This is a genomic window from Halomonas qaidamensis, from assembly GCF_025917315.1.
Taxonomy (GTDB): domain Bacteria; phylum Pseudomonadota; class Gammaproteobacteria; order Pseudomonadales; family Halomonadaceae; genus Vreelandella; species Vreelandella qaidamensis.
This window is the reverse complement of record NZ_CP080627.1, coordinates 2633853-2651503: the sequence shown is the minus strand read 5'-3', so window position 1 is coordinate 2651503 and position 17651 is coordinate 2633853. Positions and strand designations below refer to the sequence as shown.

At 50.8% G+C, this 17651-nt stretch carries 18 protein-coding genes; 6 read left to right on the top strand and 12 right to left on the bottom strand.

The features are described 5' to 3' along the window. The first annotated feature begins 149 nt into the window (after positions 1-149). Positions 150-1793, top strand: coding sequence for a sensor domain-containing diguanylate cyclase (locus tag K1Y77_RS12020; RefSeq protein WP_264428691.1), 1644 nt, complete (start codon positions 150-152; stop codon positions 1791-1793). On the opposite strand, the gene K1Y77_RS12015 is transcribed toward K1Y77_RS12020, so the two are convergent. The 9 genes from K1Y77_RS12015 to K1Y77_RS11975 form a co-directional block, all read right to left on the bottom strand. After that, positions 1771-2595 carry a conjugal transfer protein TraX gene (locus K1Y77_RS12015; protein WP_264428690.1) on the bottom strand — a complete coding sequence of 275 codons (825 nt, stop codon included), beginning with the start codon at positions 2593-2595 and terminating at the stop codon, positions 1771-1773. The two genes, K1Y77_RS12020 and K1Y77_RS12015, sit on opposite strands and share 23 nt — an antisense overlap. 109 nt (positions 2596-2704) lie before the next feature. After that, on the bottom strand, positions 2705-3853 hold the full coding sequence (gene iadA / locus K1Y77_RS12010; RefSeq protein ID WP_264017812.1) for a beta-aspartyl-peptidase: 1149 nt from the start codon (positions 3851-3853) through the stop codon (positions 2705-2707). Between the two features lie 93 nt (positions 3854-3946). Beyond that, positions 3947-4744, bottom strand: a complete 798-nt coding sequence (locus K1Y77_RS12005; protein WP_030073371.1) for a transporter substrate-binding domain-containing protein — start codon at positions 4742-4744, stop codon at positions 3947-3949. Positions 4745-5092: 348 nt separating this feature from the next. After that, complete coding sequence (locus tag K1Y77_RS12000) at positions 5093-5863, bottom strand: transporter substrate-binding domain-containing protein (protein ID WP_030073369.1); 771 nt, start codon at positions 5861-5863, stop codon at positions 5093-5095. Positions 5864-6031: 168 nt separating this feature from the next. Beyond that, on the bottom strand, positions 6032-6763 hold the full coding sequence (locus K1Y77_RS11995; RefSeq protein WP_030073365.1) for an ABC transporter permease: 732 nt from the start codon (positions 6761-6763) through the stop codon (positions 6032-6034). Position 6764: 1 nt separating this feature from the next. Further along, positions 6765-7466 (bottom strand): ABC transporter permease, encoded by a 702-nt coding sequence (locus K1Y77_RS11990; RefSeq protein ID WP_264428687.1) that lies wholly within the window; start codon positions 7464-7466, stop codon positions 6765-6767. A 15-nt stretch (positions 7467-7481) separates the two neighbouring features. After that, the gene (locus K1Y77_RS11985; protein ID WP_264428686.1) at positions 7482-8252 is read right to left on the bottom strand and encodes an ABC transporter ATP-binding protein; all 771 of its coding nucleotides are present in this window, start codon (positions 8250-8252) and stop codon (positions 7482-7484) included. Between the two features lie 244 nt (positions 8253-8496). Beyond that, on the bottom strand, positions 8497-9480 hold the full coding sequence (locus tag K1Y77_RS11980) for a succinylglutamate desuccinylase (RefSeq protein ID WP_264428685.1): 984 nt from the start codon (positions 9478-9480) through the stop codon (positions 8497-8499). Between the two features lie 192 nt (positions 9481-9672). Further along, positions 9673-10113, bottom strand: a complete 441-nt coding sequence (locus tag K1Y77_RS11975) for a hemerythrin domain-containing protein (RefSeq protein ID WP_264428684.1) — start codon at positions 10111-10113, stop codon at positions 9673-9675. A 248-nt stretch (positions 10114-10361) separates the two neighbouring features. Between K1Y77_RS11975 and wrbA the strand changes: the two genes are divergently transcribed. Then, complete coding sequence (wrbA, locus tag K1Y77_RS11970; RefSeq protein WP_264428682.1) at positions 10362-10961, top strand: NAD(P)H:quinone oxidoreductase; 600 nt, start codon at positions 10362-10364, stop codon at positions 10959-10961. A gap of 63 nt (positions 10962-11024) precedes the next feature. Here wrbA and K1Y77_RS11965 read toward each other — a convergent pair whose 3' ends face one another. Both K1Y77_RS11965 and K1Y77_RS11960 read right to left on the bottom strand, forming a co-directional pair. Then, on the bottom strand, positions 11025-12098 hold the full coding sequence (locus tag K1Y77_RS11965) for a tartrate dehydrogenase (protein ID WP_264428680.1): 1074 nt from the start codon (positions 12096-12098) through the stop codon (positions 11025-11027). 17 nt (positions 12099-12115) lie between these two features. After that, entirely contained in the window at positions 12116-12727 is a 612-nt protein-coding gene (locus K1Y77_RS11960) for a lipocalin family protein (RefSeq protein ID WP_232222386.1), read from the bottom strand. A 171-nt stretch (positions 12728-12898) separates the two neighbouring features. Here K1Y77_RS11960 and K1Y77_RS11955 point away from each other — a divergent pair, with 171 nt between their 5' ends. The 4 genes from K1Y77_RS11955 to K1Y77_RS11940 all read left to right on the top strand — a co-directional run bounded on the left by K1Y77_RS11955 (position 12899) and on the right by K1Y77_RS11940 (position 16004). Further along, entirely contained in the window at positions 12899-13318 is a 420-nt protein-coding gene (locus tag K1Y77_RS11955; protein ID WP_264428677.1) for a secondary thiamine-phosphate synthase enzyme YjbQ, read from the top strand. A gap of 114 nt (positions 13319-13432) precedes the next feature. Then, complete coding sequence (locus K1Y77_RS11950) at positions 13433-14884, top strand: alanine/glycine:cation symporter family protein (RefSeq protein WP_030073348.1); 1452 nt, start codon at positions 13433-13435, stop codon at positions 14882-14884. Positions 14885-15066: 182 nt separating this feature from the next. After that, the gene (locus tag K1Y77_RS11945; protein ID WP_264428675.1) at positions 15067-15672 is read left to right on the top strand and encodes an FMN-dependent NADH-azoreductase; all 606 of its coding nucleotides are present in this window, start codon (positions 15067-15069) and stop codon (positions 15670-15672) included. 26 nt (positions 15673-15698) lie between these two features. Next, on the top strand, positions 15699-16004 hold the full coding sequence (locus K1Y77_RS11940) for an MGMT family protein (RefSeq protein WP_264428673.1): 306 nt from the start codon (positions 15699-15701) through the stop codon (positions 16002-16004). Positions 16005-16066: 62 nt separating this feature from the next. Here the strand turns inward: K1Y77_RS11940 and K1Y77_RS11935 are convergent, their stop codons facing one another. Further along, entirely contained in the window at positions 16067-17635 is a 1569-nt protein-coding gene (locus K1Y77_RS11935; RefSeq protein WP_030073342.1) for a bifunctional GNAT family N-acetyltransferase/carbon-nitrogen hydrolase family protein, read from the bottom strand. Positions 17636-17651: the final 16 nt, after the last annotated feature.

Below are 17651 nucleotides of genomic sequence, written 5' to 3'. Positions count from 1 at the left end.
ACTGTTGAAGCCGCCTATTTCTGGCGGCTTTTTTATTGAGTGAATAGGCTACGTTTACTTGGTAAACGTGCTAAAAGAGATAGCAAAGGAATAGATGCAATGAACTAAAAAGATTGGTTTATAAACCAGCTAATTAAAAGGAAGTTTGTATGGCACCCCCTGCGACGATTTCTGGACGAGCATCCGTAAGAGAAACCGCGACTGCCTCGGGTCTACGCAGTGACTATCAGCGTGAACACCATTTAACACAACTGCGCTTACGCGGTGAAAAAGTGCGCCTGCTTTACGATAATCTTTGGCAGCCAGTGTTAAGTAGTGTGGCAGCCGGCGGGCTCTTGATAGCTGCGATGTGGCCAGTGGTGGACGCTAGTTTGTTAATTGGTTGGTTTATAACACTTACCGCGATTTCTGGACTGCGTTTGTTGCTTGCGCAGCGTTTTAAGCGCTTGCCAGCTGCGCATCAACAGCGCCGCCGCTGGTTGCGCTGGTTTGCTATTGGCGCTATTACATCTGGCTGTGTCTGGGGAGCCACAGGTCTGTTGCTCTTTAGCCATGACCATCCGGGACAAATTGCGGCGCTTTCGATTGTTTTGGCGGGTATCTCTGCGGGAGGCGTTACCACGCTTTCTTCTGTTTGGTGGGTCGCGCTAGGTTTCGTGTTGCCAATTTTGCTGCCCCTAAAGCTGCAGTTTTTACTACAGGGGTCGCCGCTCTCTGTGTTGATTGGCTTAATGCTGGTGCTTTTTTTAGGCTTGATTGTCACTACGAGCCGCCGTTTTAGTCGCACTATTCACGACAATATTGCACTGCGGGTAAGCATGGCCTCGCGGGAAACGCAGCTGCGAGAAAGCGAGAATCGCTATCGTTCTATATTTCAGCACTCACCGCTAGGGGTATTGCACTTCAATGAGCAGGGAGTGATTACTGACTGCAACCGTAAACTGTTGGACATTTTAGGCGTTGGGCGGGCACAGTTGATTGGCTACCACATGCTGGCCCGCTCTGCTGATCATGAGGTAGCGCAAGCCGTTAATGATGCGCTAGAAAAAGGTACGGGCTATTACGAAGGCACTTACCGGTTCCCAAAAGCAACTGCTGGGATACCGCTAAGGGCGTTTTTTAACGGCGTGCTAAGCGCCAGTAACCAAATGATTGGTGGGGTGGCAATTATAGAGGACTTTACTGAGCGTAAACGCAACGAAGCAATTATTTATCGCCAAGCTTACTATGATGCGTTGACCGATTTACCTAATCGCCGACTATTTATTGAACGCTTAGAAAAGCTGTGTAATGAGCGGATTAGCGAGCAGCGCTTTGGGTTAGTGATGTTTTTGGATATGGATCGTTTTAAGCTGATTAACGACACCTTAGGCCACGCGGCAGGCGATGATTTATTGGTGCAAGTAGCAAGGCGCTTAGAGCAGTGTTTGAACGAGGGGGACATAGCTGCGCGTTTAAGTGGTGATGAGTTTGTACTGTTAGCATTATTTGAAGAGCTTGCTTCAGAGGAGCTGGACCAACAGGCCGAGCGTTATATGTGTAAAGTTCAGCAGGTATTGTCAGAACAGTATCGGTTGGAAAAACGCTGGTTAACGGTAACGCCGAGCATGGGGTACACCTGTTTTAATGCGTCTAAGTGTGACCATAGCGACGTATTAAAACAGGCAGATATTGCAATGTATCAGGCCAAAACCGAGGGTCGGGCTCGGCTGCGTCGTTACCAACCCTGGATGAGCGAAGAAGTAAATAAGCGTATCGCAGAGCCTGTCATTACCCCGCCAGCTGACCGCTAAGCAACAGCCACAATGCAATTAGCGCAAAGTGACCTGGATACCAAGCAAGCCACAGGCGACGGGGCATGGCCAAAGCAACAGGAGGGACGCGTTGGGCGGCACCTGCTGCAAGCATGAGCACCACTACACAGGTGCCTACGGTAAATGATTTGGCCATGTCGGAAGCATTCATTTGACCGGCTATCCAAAGTGCGGGAAACGCGGCTAAACCTGCCCATAAGCGCGACTTCAGCGCGTCGCGGGTTTCACTTAGCGCCTGCATAGCAAACATTAAGAGCGGGATCAGTAGCAAACCGTTATGACCGTACTCGACCCAGAACCCTAGCAAATACCAAACGGTTACGCCTACTGCTGCACCTAGCAGTAACCACGCTAACTCAAGGGTCTGCTGTTGATAGTGCTGCCAACCTTGGCGAACCAAGGCTCCCAGCGCTAGACCGCAGGCAAGGGTGAAGCAGACGTTAAGAATAAAATCGTCAGACGTGCGCGGCATCAGCATATAAGGAAGCTGAGCCACTAGGCCAATAACCAGTATGCGTCGTGAGTAACGCAGTGGGTTGCGGGTATTAAACAGCCCGTGCCAGGCTACCATGGCCGCAAATAAGGGAAACGCAATACGGCCAATCGAAGAACCCGCCCAGCTTAAGTCCCAGTCTCCCGGTAACACATAGCGGGTAAGGTGATCCACGGTCATGGTGAATAGCGCCAGCCATTGCCCCCAGGCAGTCCAGTGAGATGAGGGGCGCATATCGCGAGCTGGAGCTGTCTCGGAGGATACGTTTGCAGTAGTTTGTTCAGCCATGAGACTTCCTTGTGAATTTTATACTGGTTTACAGACTCAATTTGGCTGAGCAAGTTCGGTACTCGGTCAGGTGGTAAGGTGTCTGGGAATGTCGGTTGGTCGTTCAACCTTAAGGGTTACTACCGTAAATTGATTTGCCCAGGGCCCATACTTGGTCAATCGCCCAGCGCCCTTCTGCGAGCACGATAAAGTCGGCGTCTGCTCCTTCTTCTAGACGCCCTTTACGGGGCAGCTTTAGGATGTCCGCAGCGGTTGTTGAAGCACATCTCAGCGCCTGCTCCATAGTGATGTGATGTTCATTGATACATTCACCCAGCACCTCGAACAGACTGCTTAGTTTACCGGGTTTTAGACCAACAAAACGGTGCTGTTCGTCAAATTCTGGCAGTGAGGCATTGGCATCGGAAGATAGGCTTATCTGGCTCGGGTCAATACGCGCTTTTAGCGCTCTAGCGACCGCTTCTGATGCTGGTACTTCACCGCCTGCTAATAGTTCAGGCGTTGTGCTGGTAGTGAAGTCGATAAACCCGCCTTCGCGGGCGAAGCGTAGGCCATCTTCGAATAAGTCAGCGGTGCGGTTGATATGGGTGGGGTAGAATTGTGAGAGCGGAATAGCACTGTGCTTGGCAACCTCGCGCAGCGGTTCCAGGTGTGAGTCGGCATCGCCCGTATGGATGAAAACAATCCCTGATTTTCCTGCCAGCAAGCCTGCGGTACGCGCATCTGAGGCTAGTCGGGTTAGCTCTTGGGTGGTGGGTTGTGAGCCTCTGTGATCACTAATAGCGACTTCGCCCACGCCAATAAACTCTGGAATATAGAGGATATCGCTGGCGATAGAACCGGTGAGTGTGACTGGGGGAAGTTGATACGAGCCAGTGTAAGCATAAGCGGTTAAGCCACCTGCTAAGAGTTCACGGGCTTTACCAATTAAATTGGCCGGGGTGCGCGTCAGCGCATCGGTACCTAAGGCACCAATCAGTGTCGTGACGCCAGAGGCGTAGGCATCTTGCAGGCTGAGTTCTGCCGTTCGGTTGCCAAAACCACCTTCACCGCCGCCACCAATATAGTGCACCAGAGGGTCGACCAAACCAGGAATGACCCGACGCCCTTCAAGATCGACGGTGCTAATTAATGGCCCTAAGTTCACCGCTTCGGAGGCGTCTATTACCGCTGCAATGCGCTGGTCAGCGATAAGTAGATGGCACAGGCCGCGGGGTTCTGGCGAGAAAAGCTGGGCGTTTTTAACAAGAGTCAGCATGTACTTCCCAGGGGGTATTAGCAGGTGGTGAACATGCGCCGACCAACAGTCGGCGCAGAGATCGTGCTTATAAACCGTACTTATAAAACTTACTTACAAGCGTACATCGTAGTTGAAATAGCGGTTCATAATTTCATCGTAAGTGCCATCTTCTTTCAGCGCGCTTAATGCTTCGTTGAAACGCTCTGCCAGGGCTTCGTCACGCTGGCGAAAGGCGACACCTACCCCTTTGCCAAAAATATGCTCTGGCTGTTTGATGAAGTCGCTAATGCGCTGGAAGTCGCTGTCTGGCGTATCGATATCAATCGCGGCCTCAGCAATTGGGTAGTCCATGAAGGTGAGATCCAATCGTCCGGCCATAAGGTCGGTCACCACATCGTCTACGCCGGTATAGCGGCGGATTTCCAGTACGTCACCGTAGAGCTCGGTGACGTAGTTATCCTGTAGCGTCGCCCGCTGAACACCGACGGTCAGACCTTCTAGGCTAGCGCGGTCTTCAATGTCGATATCACGCTCTTGTGTGGTGATCCACGCGCTGGGCGTTGTGTAATAGGCCTCCGAGAACAGCACGCGCTGGGCGCGCTCATCGGTAATCGCCATGGATGACATAATGGCATCGTAGTTACGGGCGAGTAGGCCGGGAATAATGCCGTCCCAGTCCTGTTCGACCCAGGTGCAGTTGGCTTCTAGGTAATCGCACACTGCATTACCCAGTTCGATTTCAAAGCCAGTCAGCGTGCCGTCTGCTTCACGGTACATAAAGGGTTCGTAAGGGACATCGACACCGAGACGAATGTCATCGTAGTCTCGGGCGTCAGCCTGTTGGGTAACAAAAGTCGTCGAAAAACCAACCGCTAAAATAGCGGCAAGGGGCAGCGTTGCATAACGCATAGTCGTCTCCTGAAGCGTTTTTTAGGTATTGATTACATGCCTAGCAGCGATTTTTTTATGAGCTAAAGCATGTGGGGTGCGCTAAGCGCAGGGTCGTAATGCGTTATTTCCGCATTACAAAGATCACGCGCAGGGGCGTGGGATGGCACGGGCGTGCCAAGAGGGGAAGGCTATTCGTCGAACCATTCGCTCAGGTAAAAGCAAGCGATATCACCGCTAGTACCTGGGCGGAGCGCGCATATAGCTGGCAATTGCAACAGCACTGGCGCTAAAAAGTGATGTGTATGCATGATGGCTTCTCGCGTTATATGCCTCTCCAATGGAGAGGCATACATAGGCTACTAGCGCTTACTCTTCGCCAAAATAGCGAGTAAAAATCTCATCGTAAGTGCCATCTTCTTGAAGCTCAGCAAGGGCTTCATTGAATTTTTCAGCTAGCGCTTCATCACGCTGACGGAAAGCGATGCCAAAGCCGTCACCAAAATACTCTTTTGGCTCGCTGATGCGCTCGCCGACCACAACGTATTCCGCTTCTTCACTTTCTAACAGCGTAGACTGCCCAATCGGGAAGTCGAGGAACACGATGTCTAAGCGTTGCGCTTCCATATCCAGCACCATGTCGTCGGCGGTGGAGTAGCGGCTGATGCTAGCAACGTTACTGAAGTTGTCGGTCACGTAATTATCTTGCAGCGTGCCGCGCTGAACACCAATAGTTTTTCCTTCTAGGGTTTCTTCATTGGCTTCGCTGATGTCTAAGCTGCTGGGAGCGAACCAAGCAGACGGCATGGTGATGTAGGGGTCGGAGAACAGCACCTGCTGACGACGCTCATCGTTAATGGTCATTGAGGACATGATGGCATCGTAGTTACGCGACATCAGGCCAGGAATAATACCATCCCACTCTTGCTCAACCCACTCACAGGTGACGCCAATGCGCTCACACAGGGCGTTGCCAAGGTCAATATCAAAACCGGTCAGCTCACCCTCTGCGGTGCGGTATTCCATCGGCTCGTAGGGAACATCAACCCCAATACGAACATGATCGTAATCCCGCGCGTGAGCAGAAGAAGCCGCCGCAATTGCTAAGCCAAGCACAGACACTGTTAGTAATTTTTTCATTCTTATACTCCGTAAGAAACAGGTTCACCAAATAGAATCCCTCTTAACGTACCCTAGGTTGGGACGAACGAAAAGAGGGAGCGTGACTAAGAACTAACGTTTGTTTGACGTTAAACCAACCTAGATTGTTTCCTCGCCGTAGGCGTATGTGGTTAACCGTTGGTGAGGCTAGGTATTTTGCGGCCGTAAGTGGGCCAGCAGCTTTTTCTCCAAAAAACGGAAGAAATATAAAATGGCAAACGTAAGACACAGGTAGATAGCTGCGACGAATAAGAAGGCATCAAACGGTGCGTAAAAACGGGCGTAAACAAAGCGCGCAGCACCGGTAAGATCCATTAACGTAACAACGCTAGCAATGGCGCTGGCGTGCAGCATGAAGATCACTTCATTGCCATAGGCGGGCAGGGCGCGCCGGAAGGCACTGGGCAGAATAATTCGTCGCATCATTAGGCTTTGGGACATACCGTAGGCCCTGGCTGCTTCAATTTCCCCTTTAGACGTGGCTTTGATAGCTCCACGGAAAATCTCGGTGGTGTATGCCGCCGTGTTAAGGGTGAAGGCAATTAACGCAGGGTAGAAAGCTTCCCGTAGGACTGGCCACAAAAAGGTTTCCTGGATGCCGTCGATAAACACGACGCCGTAGTAAATAATATAGAGCTGAATCAGTAGCGGTGTGCCACGAAATACATAGGTGTAAAAATAGACCGGCAAGCTAATCCACTTGCGCTTCGAACTGCGCATGATGGCCAGTGGTACGGCAAGTATTAACCCTGCAATCAGCGAAAGAAAGACAAGCTGAGTTGTCGTGACTAACCCTTCCCAGTAATAGCCTAAGGTGGTAGGGGTGAAAATCAGGTTGCCAGCCAGCAGGTCGTTGAACCACGCAGAAATATCCAGCATCTCACTGCCCCCCAAAACCAATGTCGTAACGTTTTTGTAGCCGCACAAAAATCCATTCGGAGACGCTAGCAATCAGCAAATAAACCGCTGCAACAGGAAGTAGAAAAGCAAAGGGTTCGTGAGTGGCTCGGGAAGCTTCTGCGGCCACGCGGACCATATCAGTTAAGCCAATCACTGATACGAGTGCGGTTGTTTTGAGCAGTACCATCCAGTTATTGGACAAGCCAGGCAGTGCGTGGCGCATCATTTGTGGAAAGCGAATACGCCGAAACACCAAGGCATTGCTCATGCCGTATGCTTTACCTGCTTCAATCTGGCCGTTATCAACCGCCATGAAAGCACCGCGGAAGGTTTCACCCATGTAGGCACCGAAAATAAACCCTATGGTGATAACACCTGCGGCAAAAGCATTAAAATTTATATAAATATCAATGCCATAGTTATAGTAGAGCGTGTCGCTAATGGCGTTGACACCGATTTGACCACCAAAGAACAGCAGCATCATCAGTACCAGGTCTGGCACGCCGCGAATTACGGTGGTGTAGACCGTTGCGGTGCGCCGTAAAAACCAATTGCGTGACATTTTTGCCGTTGCTGTTAATAGGCCAAGCACGATGGCTAGTATCAGCGATAGCACCGCTAGTTGAATGGTGACTCCTGCCCCTTCAATTAGGCGGGGACCGTAACCTTGCAAATCAAGCATGGTGTGCCTCGCTGATCAATATTTAGGGGCTAGGAATTGCTTCAAGCGCGGTGACTGCGGGTTGCCGAGTACGTCAGCAGGTGCGCCAGCTTCTTCTACTAAACCTTGGTGGAGGTAAATCACTTTGCTGGATACATCTCTTGCAAAGCTCATTTCATGCGTCACCACGACCATGGTACGGCCTTCCTCTGCTAAGCCGTGCATGACCTTCAAAACATCGCCGACTAGCTCGGGGTCGAGGGCAGACGTTGGTTCATCAAACAGCATCACTTCTGGGTCCATCGCGAGTGCTCTGGCAATTGCCCCACGCTGCTGCTGACCGCCCGACATTTGTGCAGGATAAGCATCGGCGCGCGCGCTTAGTCCTACCCGTTCAAGCAGTGCACGAGCGTGCTCGATGGCTTCTTTTTTAGGTTTGCCCAACACATGGATAGGCGCTTCAATGATGTTCTCAAGCAGCGTCATATGTGCCCAGAGATTAAAGCTCTGGAACACCATCGACAGCTTGGCACGCATTTGTACGACCTGCTTCCAATCAGCGGGTTCGCGACCATGCTTGGTAGTTTTAAAGCGAATTTGCTCGCCGTGAACGAAAAGTTCGCCCTCGTCGGGCTGTTCAAGCAGGTTCATGCAGCGTAAGAAGGTGCTTTTGCCAGACCCTGAGGCACCAATTAGAGTGATAACATCACCCTTTTGGGCTTCGAGAGAGAGGCCTTTAAGAACTTCTGTATCGCCAAAGCGCTTTTTTATATTGCGTACTTCAAGGGGAGTAGGCGTATCAGCCATAACAGTGGCTCCAGTACAGGGTTGCCGCAGCAGCAACAGGTTTAAAACAGATGCTTGATTTGCGGCTGGCGCGAAAAAAGGGGCGATTCTATCAGGCCTTGCGTACATTGCGCGCCCTACCTAGACGTAAAATAGGCAAGGGATTTGTTTTGTAGCACATTGGCAGGCCTGTGATCACCTCTACGTTATTGTTGTTAATACAATTTATGCTGTTGTCGTGGTTGGTGTGATGGCGTTGATAAGGTTAAGCGACATGTGTTGGAACGACCAATAGAGCGGCTCTCGCACCAATCTCGACGTGGGCGTTCGGGAATACCACGTATAAAGGTGTATCGCCCACTATAAAATCCCCCGCTACGCTATCCTTGGCGAGACAAGTGCCTGGCTCAAAACGGCTGAAATTGGGAACGTCTTCATCAAAACAAAGGCTAAATGTTGCTGATTTGCGTATTAGCTCATGTTTAACCTGGAAAAACGTCATTGTCTCAGCGGGCTTAGTGGGCGGCTCTAGTCCTGCGCTAAGAGAGCTAATCAGCGTTAACATTGGCGTTAACGCGGTCATATCATTTTTTCCAAACGGCGCAACACGGCCTAGTTCAAAGGTAAACGATTGGGCTGCATGATAGTGCTTACTATAGTGCGAAAATGTCCAGCTATGTTGGTGTTGGTGCAGCACTGCTTGCATATCCGCCGCTGCTAGCCATTGCCACTGCTCAGGATCTATTACTGTCTCTGCGAAGGGCTCGACGACAAAACGTGTGTAAAGGCTGTCGCGAATGGCCGTGTGTAAGTCGTAGTGGAGTTTGGGCAGTGTGTGGTGTCGCTCATAAAAGGTATCCACTGCCGACATCAGTTCGTGGGCACGGTCTGGCTCTTCACCTGTCTCGATGAGTTCTCGGTTAAACAAACGGTTAAGGTTAGTAGTGATAAAGCGTTGCTGACCCTTTAAGGCAGGAAGGTTGCCTATGATCACTAACACAGGTGCGCCTAACGTTACCGTGCCAGCCTCAATAGCAGAGAGCCAACTGCCCAGTAGTTCCACCGGTGCTGTTTCATTGCCATGTATGGCAGCTGAAAACACGCAGGCACGAGCGGTTGGTTGAACTGTTGTTGGGGTTATCTCTAAGATTCCCGGCGCATGCAATTGATAGGTGCCGCTTTTAAAGCGGCCTAACTGCGAAGAAGGCGATTTGCCATCGAGTGTCCAATCTAGCCATTGGCCAAGCATGAAGTTTTCCTTGAGCAGGGAGCGTCAGCTTTTTGTAATGCTTTACCTTTAACATGCTGAAGCTTAACCACAAGGGGAGACGTCGATAGCATGAAAAACGCGGGTGCGAACATGAAAAACTTTCGATAAAAAAACGCTTATGCAGACTGCTGCATAAGCGTTTTTTTGTTTAGGGTTGGCTAAAGATAAACGTTATTCTAAACGTTGGCGCTGCATTTCTGCCTGATACAGCGTAGCCAGTGATGTCTTTTGCTGCTCTTTCAATCCCCGACCTGCCAGTTGAAAGACCTCTTGCTCCTCTTCATCTAGGTGGTGGGTAACCAAATGTTGTAATTGCTTGGCATGGGTTAACCAGTTGGTTGCGCTGTAGTCGGTCGTATCGAGCAGCTCTATCATTTCATCAATTTCATGATGCTCTGCAACACTATGGCGAGCTTTTTCCTGGGTTAGGTCAATATCCATCATGGGGTTGTAGAGTGAACGCTCTTCGGCGTTGGCATGATATTTAAGCTCGGCACGCACTTTTTTGTAGAGCTTATCGCGCTCTTCACTGTCGCCGTGGGTTTCCACCAAGCGTGCTAGCAAATCTCGCTGGATATCGTGATCTTTTCGCAAAGCTTCGAAAATGGTCATGCCTGTCTCCGTGGCTATTTTTCTAGCAGAAAGTGTTAAAAATTGAACGTAGGAGTAGTAGATGTAAAAAAACTAGTGTGCAAGCGTTGAAAGCGCAAGGCGAGAACGGGAAAGCATCGACAAAATCGAAGCAGCGCGTCGAAAACATTCGCTTTTTTCTACGCGAAGCTGAGCTACTTTATTAGCAGGTATTCATAAGCTTAAGGCGTTTACATCGTATTATCCGACTGCACGACAAGGAGTGAGTAATGACAAAGTTATTAGTTCTTTATTATTCCATGTACGGCCATATAGATACGTTAGCTGCCGCGGTGGCAGAGGGCGCAAAAAGCGTTAATGGTGTTGACGTTACTGTTAAACGCGTTCCTGAAACTATGCCAGAGGACGCCTTCAAAAGTGCTGGAGGTAAACAAGACTTCACCACGCCAGAAGCGACGCCACAGGAGCTTGCGGACTACGATGCGGTTATTTTTGGCACGCCAACGCGGTTCGGCAATATGGCGGGACAGATGCGTACTTTCTTAGACCAAACCGGTGGGCTGTGGGCTAATGGCGCACTACGTGGCAAGGTGGCTAGTGTGTTTACGTCTACCGGGACTGGTGGCGGTGATGAAATGACCATTACCTCCACCTGGACGACATTAGCCCATCACGGCATGGTCATTGTGCCGATTGGCTATGGTATTGAAGAGCAGTTTGATATTTCCAAAGTGAGCGGTGGAACACCCTATGGCGCAGCCACGCTTGCCGGCGGAGACGGTTCACGCCAGCCGGATGAGCGTGAACTAAAAATTGCCCGTTTTCAAGGTAAGCATGTCGCAGAAATTGCTGCCAAGCTGGCGAGCTAACTCCCCTCAGCCGACATACTAGAAACGTAATGCCTCACTGTTTTTACAGCGAGGCATTTTTTCTTAGCCGCCAATACGTTCAGCGATCGCTTGACCTAGGCTTACCGTACTACCTTGCCCGCCAACGTCGCGGGTCAGTACTTGGCGGTTGCCTTCGCTCAGCACCTCTTCAATAGCCGTTACCATTGCATCGGCGGCTTCTTTGTAGCCCAGGTGCTCTAGCATCATGGCACCAGACCAGATTTGGCCAATGGGGTTAGCAATGCCTTTACCCGCGATATCGGGGGCGCTGCCGTGTACTGGTTCAAACAGGCTGGGGAATTTACCTTCTGGATTGATATTAGCGGAGGGCGCGATGCCAATAGTACCTGTACAGGCGGGGCCAAGGTCTGAAAGAATATCGCCAAATAGGTTACTGCCAACCACCACGTCAAACCAGTCTGGGTGTAGAACAAAATTAGCAGTCAGAATATCAATGTGGAATTTATCTACTGCAATCTCGGGATAGTGCTTGGCCATTTCGGCAACCCGCTCATCCCAGTAGGGCATGGTGATTGAAATGCCGTTGGATTTAGTGGCCGAGGTGAGTTTTTTACGCGGACGGGTTTGCGCAAGGTCAAACGCATACTTTAAAACTCGATCAACACCGACGCGGCTCATGACCGTCTCTTGAAGAACAATTTCACGTTCGGTGCCTTCGAACATTTTGCCACCGACACTTGAATACTCGCCTTCGGTGTTTTCGCGCACCACGTAAAAGTCGATGTCACCCGGCTCGCGGCCTGCTAATGGACTTTTGATGCCGGGCATCAGTTTGCAGGGGCGCAAGTTGATGTACTGGTCAAATTGGCGGCGAAACTGTAGCAGCGAGCCCCACAATGAAATATGGTCGGGCACTTTGTCGGGCCAGCCGACGGCACCATAAAACAGCGCATCAAAATCCTTTAACTGATCAAACCAGTCGTCGGGCAGCATTTTGCTGTGTTCTAAGTAGTAGTCACAGCTACCAAATTCAAACGTTGTGAAAGCTAAATCAATCTTGAAACGCTTCGCAGCTACTTCCAGGGCGCGAATGCCTTCGGGCATGACTTCGGTACCAATACCATCGCCGGCGATGACTGCAATACGGTGGGCCATAGTGGCTCCTTGTGTTATTAACGTTCAGGGCACGTTTGATCTTGTACGACGTCAATCAACTCATCGGTGGGGAAGTTGAGTTCGGCAGCGCGCTGGCGTAGTCGCTCTTCCACCGCGCTCTCCATGACTGGTGTGCGCGAGAGAATCCATAAGTAATCGCGGTTTGGGCCTGATACCAGTGCCCATTGATAGTCGTCATCCAGTTCTAAAACGTTATAGCCGCCATAAAAAGGGCCAAAGAAGCTGACTTTTAACCGCCCGATGTTTTCATCGTCAATGAAGTAGGCGCGGCCTTCAGCTTCATTCCACTCTTGCTCTGCGAGGTTGTAGCCACGGTTGATAACGCGTACGCCGCCATCGTCACGTAAGCTGTAGCTCGCCGTTACGCAGTCTAAGTCTCGCTCAAAAGAGTGATCCAGGCGGGCAATTTCATACCATTGACCCAAATAGCGGTTAAGCTCAAAACCAGACACTGGTTCAGTACCATCGGGTATGCCAGTGCAGCCAGCACCAGCTAATGCAACACTGCTGATTGCTACTAGTCCTGCGGCTTTCCCCGCTCTCTTTCCTGAAATTCGTATCTTTCCTGAAATTCGTATCTTCCTTGAAGTTCGTGCGAAAGTGAGCATTAAACGCTCCTTATGACTGCATGGTATATAAGTGTTAAATCTATCAGTATGGAGAAATAAGCGCTATGTGCGGTTTCCTTTTACGTTACTTTTGCCGAAAGGAAGCCCAAATAGGCTATGGTATTTCTGTACCCAATAACCCTCTACAATAGCGATAACAAAGGAGTGTTTATGTGGCATCAACAAGAGATTCACTTACCTGAAACGCCCAGGGGCTTTCATTTAATTACCAATGACATTGCCCGAGCGCTGCCGTGTTTGGCCGAGTGTAGTCAAGGTTTACTACATCTACAGTTAATGCACACCTCTGCCTCGCTTACCCTAAATGAAAACTCTGATCCCGATGTTCGTCATGATTTAGACGCCTTTCTTCGTCGCTTAGTACCGGAAGGGCTGAGTTATTTTCGTCATACGCTTGAAGGGCCTGATGATATGCCTGCCCATGTTGCTTCTAGCTTATTGGGCACTCAACTTTGCTTAGCTATTCGAGATGGTCGTTTAGCATTGGGCACATGGCAGGGTATTTGGCTTGGAGAGCATCGAGAGCATGGTGGTTCGCGGCGTATTTTAGTGACATTAACTGGTTGCTAGCAGAAATGAAGATTTAAATCCGGCGACGGCACTAATTTTTCCGTTTTTCTTGCCATTTTGGTGCAGCCGTGAAGAATGATGCGTTTCCATTGTTTTAAAAAGGACGCATTACCTATGGATTTTACTCTTCCCCCTCTGTTGACGGCGATGGTTGATCGCGGCAACGGGCTTCTCTGGGGCAGTGTGCTGATTTACCTGCTGATCGGGGCTGGTCTCTATTTCACCATCATGACCCGTGGCATTCAGGTACGTTATTTCGGCCACATGTTCAAGCTGCTGCGCAGTTCGCGTCAATCTAACGGTGGTATTTCTTCCTTTCAGGCACTTTCTACTAGCTTAGCGGCAAGGGTGGGTACTGGTAACCTAGCGGGCGTGGCGGTCGCGATTTATTTTGGCGGCCCGGGTGCGATTTTCTGGATGTGGATGACCGCCATGGTGGGTATGGCGACCAGTTTTGTCGAGTCTACCCTGGCGCAGGCCTATAAAGTCGATCACGGCGATAACACATTCCGTGGTGGTCCAGCACGTTATATTGAGCGTGGTCTAGGGCTTCGCTGGCTAGCGGTGCTGTTTTCAATCTGTTTGATCATTGCGTTCGGTTTGGCGTTTAACAGCGTACAGGCCAACTCCATCGCCCAGGCCATGGAACAGGCGTTTGCCATTCCCACCTGGGCCATGGGGTTAGTTCTGATGGCAGTAGTTGCGCCGATTATTTTTGGTGGCCTAAAGTCGATTGCTAGGGTGGCTGAGCTCGTGGTGCCGCTGATGGCACTCTTGTACTTAATACTGGCACTGGTGGTAGTCGCACTTAATATAAGTGATTTGCCTGCGGCCTTTATGACCATTATTCAAAGTGCCTTTGGCTTAGAGCAGGCGGCGGGTGGCGCTATGGGGTATGCCATTTCACAAGCGATTATGAATGGTATTCAGCGTGGGTTGTTTTCCAACGAGGCCGGTATGGGCTCGGCGCCCAATGCGGCTGCGACCGCCAGCACTCGTCCAGACCATCCTGCCGCACAGGGCTTTATTCAAATGCTGGGCGTGTTTCTAGACACTTTGGTTATTTGTACCGCCACTGCCGCTATTATCATTATGGCAGGGCCTGAACTACTGGCTGGCGAGGAAAACAATGGTATCCAGCTGACTCAGATGGCGCTCTCTAGCCACGTAGGGGAGTGGGGCGGTATGTTTATTGCCGTGGCGATCTTACTGTTTGCGTTTACCTCTGTGATCGCTAATTACTCTTATGGCGAATCTAATATTGAGTACTTAGCAGGCCGTCGTGCACCGGTGGCGGTACTCATTTATCGCTTGGCGGTATTGGGCATGGTCATGGTAGGTTCGGTGGCAAGCCTGGGCGCAATCTGGAATTTTGCTGACCTTTCCATGGGCATGATGGCAGTGATTAACTTAGTGGCCATTTTGTTGCTGTCACCGATTGCCTTTGCGCTATTCCGTGATTATGACGCACAGCTAAAAGCAGGCAAAGAGCCAGTGTTTGACCCCAGCAAATTCCCCAAGCTGGTAGATAAAGTAGACCCTAACGCGTGGCCAAAGCGTAAGTAATCGCTCCCTGGTAATGCGATAGTTGAAAGCCCCGCTACTGTTGAAGCTGACGGTGTGGGGCTTTTTGTTGGGCATCAATTCGTTTTTTTAGAATGAAACTGGGAAAACGTTGCGCTTTTGCTAATCGAAAAGCGACGTAGAATAGCTGCCAACGAACTCACTGATATGGCAGGAATTTTTACATGACCCAACGTACTCTGCTGGTTACTTCTTCTATTCTTGGCGAAAATGGTCAGTCCAATGCGCTAGCCAATCATTTTAAAGCCAAAATGGAAGCCCGCGATATTGCCCTTACCCATCGCGATGTGGTGGCAAACACACTGCCGCACCTTGCCATTGAAGAACTTGGTGCGTGGCAAACGCCAGCTGAAGAGCGCAGCGCTGAGCAGCAGGTGCTAGCGGCTCACTCTGATGAGCTATTGGCAGAGTTGCGAGCGCATGATGTGCTGGTACTCGCGGTACCGCTTTACAATTTAGGTATTCCTTCCCAGCTAAAAGCATGGTTCGACCGTGTACTGCGCGCTGGCGAAACCTTCCGCTACACTGAAAACGGTCCGCAGGGTTTGATTGAAGGTAAACGGGCAATTATTTTAGCTGCTCGCGGTGGTCAATACGCGGGAACTGACTTAGACAGCCAAACGCCGCATCTAAAAGCCATGCTCGGTTTAATGGGCATTAGCGATGTGGAAATCGTCTTTGCTGAAGGGTTGAACATGGGCGACAATCATCGCGATGCCGCGCTAAAAGAGGCGTTCCAAGCAATCGATCAACTGGTCGCAACACTGTAATAACACGCTGATTGCGAAGGGTAACCATGTCACGCCCAGAGCTGCTCGAACAGATTTATACCATTGTTGATCAGATTCCTGCTGGGCGGGTAACGACTTATGGGCGTATCGCAGCAATGACCGATGGCGCAACGCCGCGCATGGTTGGATCGGCGATGCGTCATTTGCCAGAAGGGCATCAGTTGCCCTGGCACCGTGTCATTGCCGCGTCGTTAACGCTCGCCGACCACGGTGGGGCGGAACGCCAGCATCAGAAACTGCGCGATGAAGGCGTTATGTTTGATAGCAAAGGGCGAGTCTCCGCCCACCTTGTTTGGCCTGATGGAACCTGAAGCGCTTTCAACGTAATGCCGCCCAACGGCTGGTGGTCAGTTCATTGGGCGGCGTTGTTGGTTTACTCTTCCAGGTTAGCCCCGGATTTCCAGGACCAGTCGCGCCAGCGAAGGTCAAATAGATCTTTGCGGCGGTCTTTCAGGTTGGTCACTGAGCCTTCGGCACGCACAACCGTGAGACGGGTCAGGTCCAAGTCCGAGAAGAAAATCATTTCGGTGTTAGGCGTGGTTTCCGCCAGCACGGCATCATGCGGGAAGGCAAAGTCCGACGGCGAGAAAACAGCCGATTGCGCATACTGGATATCCAGGTTCTCAATGGAAGGTAAGTTGCCGACGCTGCCACACAGCACCACATAGCATTCGTTTTCAATGGCTCGGGCTTGGGCGCAATGGCGCACTCGCAGGTAACCATTTTTGGTATCTGTCCAGAACGGTACAAACAAAATATCCATGTCCTGGTCGGCTAGTAGACGGCCAAGTTCTGGGAACTCAACGTCGTAGCAGATCAAAATGCCCACGCGGCCTGCATCGGTGTCAAAGACCTGTAGGTTGTCACCGCCTTCAATTACCCAGTCACGGCGCTCTTGGGGGGTAATATGCAGCTTTGCCTGCCTTTCAATTTCGCCGTCCCGATGGAATAAGTATGCAATGTTGTAAAGACGGTCATCGTCGCCGACTTCAATCATTGAGCCGCCGACGATGTTGATGTTGTAAGACACCGCCATCCGCGAAAGCTCTGTTTTAAAGCGTTCGGTGAAGCCTGCTAAAAAGCGAATCGCGCCCATTTGATCCTGCTGGGCCGCGCGGTCTTGTAGGCCCATCAGAGGCGCGTTAAACAGCTCTGGGAAGACGGCAAAATCACTTTGATAGTCTGACAGCGCGTCAACAAAGTATTCAATTTGTTGAAGGGCTGCTTCCACCGACGCGAACTCACGCATTTGCCACTGTACGGCGCCAACCCGTACCTGCGTTGGGCGGGTATCCAGCACGCTTTCAGCAGGCTCGAATAGAATATTATTCCACTCTAAGAGCGTGGCATAACCGCGAGACTGTTCATCTTCAGGCAGATACTTGCGCAGCAGGCGCTTAACTTGGAAGTCGTTCGCCAACTGAAACGACAAAATAGGGTCATAAATCTCTTTGCGGGAGACTTTGTCGATATATTCCGCCGGTGTGAGCTCTTTGGCGTGCTGGTGATACTCAGGAATGCGCCCGCCCGCCAAAATGGCACGCAGATTGTGTGAACGACACAGCTCTTTACGTGCTTCATACAACCTCCGGCCCAAACGATAACCACGGTAGTCTGGGTGGATAAGGACATCCAGCCCGTACATAGCATCGCCGTCCGAGTCGTTAAGAATAGTTTCGCGATGGCCGATCAAGTCGTCATATTTATGCGGGTTAGAAAACTCGTCATAATCGACCTGTACCGTTAGCGCCACGCCCACCAGCATACCGTCGTCCTCAATGGCTATTTGGCCATCGGGAAATTCCTGGATCAGCTTATCAATGGTGTGCTTAGGCCATGAACCACCGAGGTCGTGATAGACCGCGTCCATCAACGTTTTTAGCTGTTCATAGTCGTCGCTGGTAAGGTTGCGAAGATTAAGGTGCAGTTCTTCTAGGGACATAGTCAGGGGTTCCCGG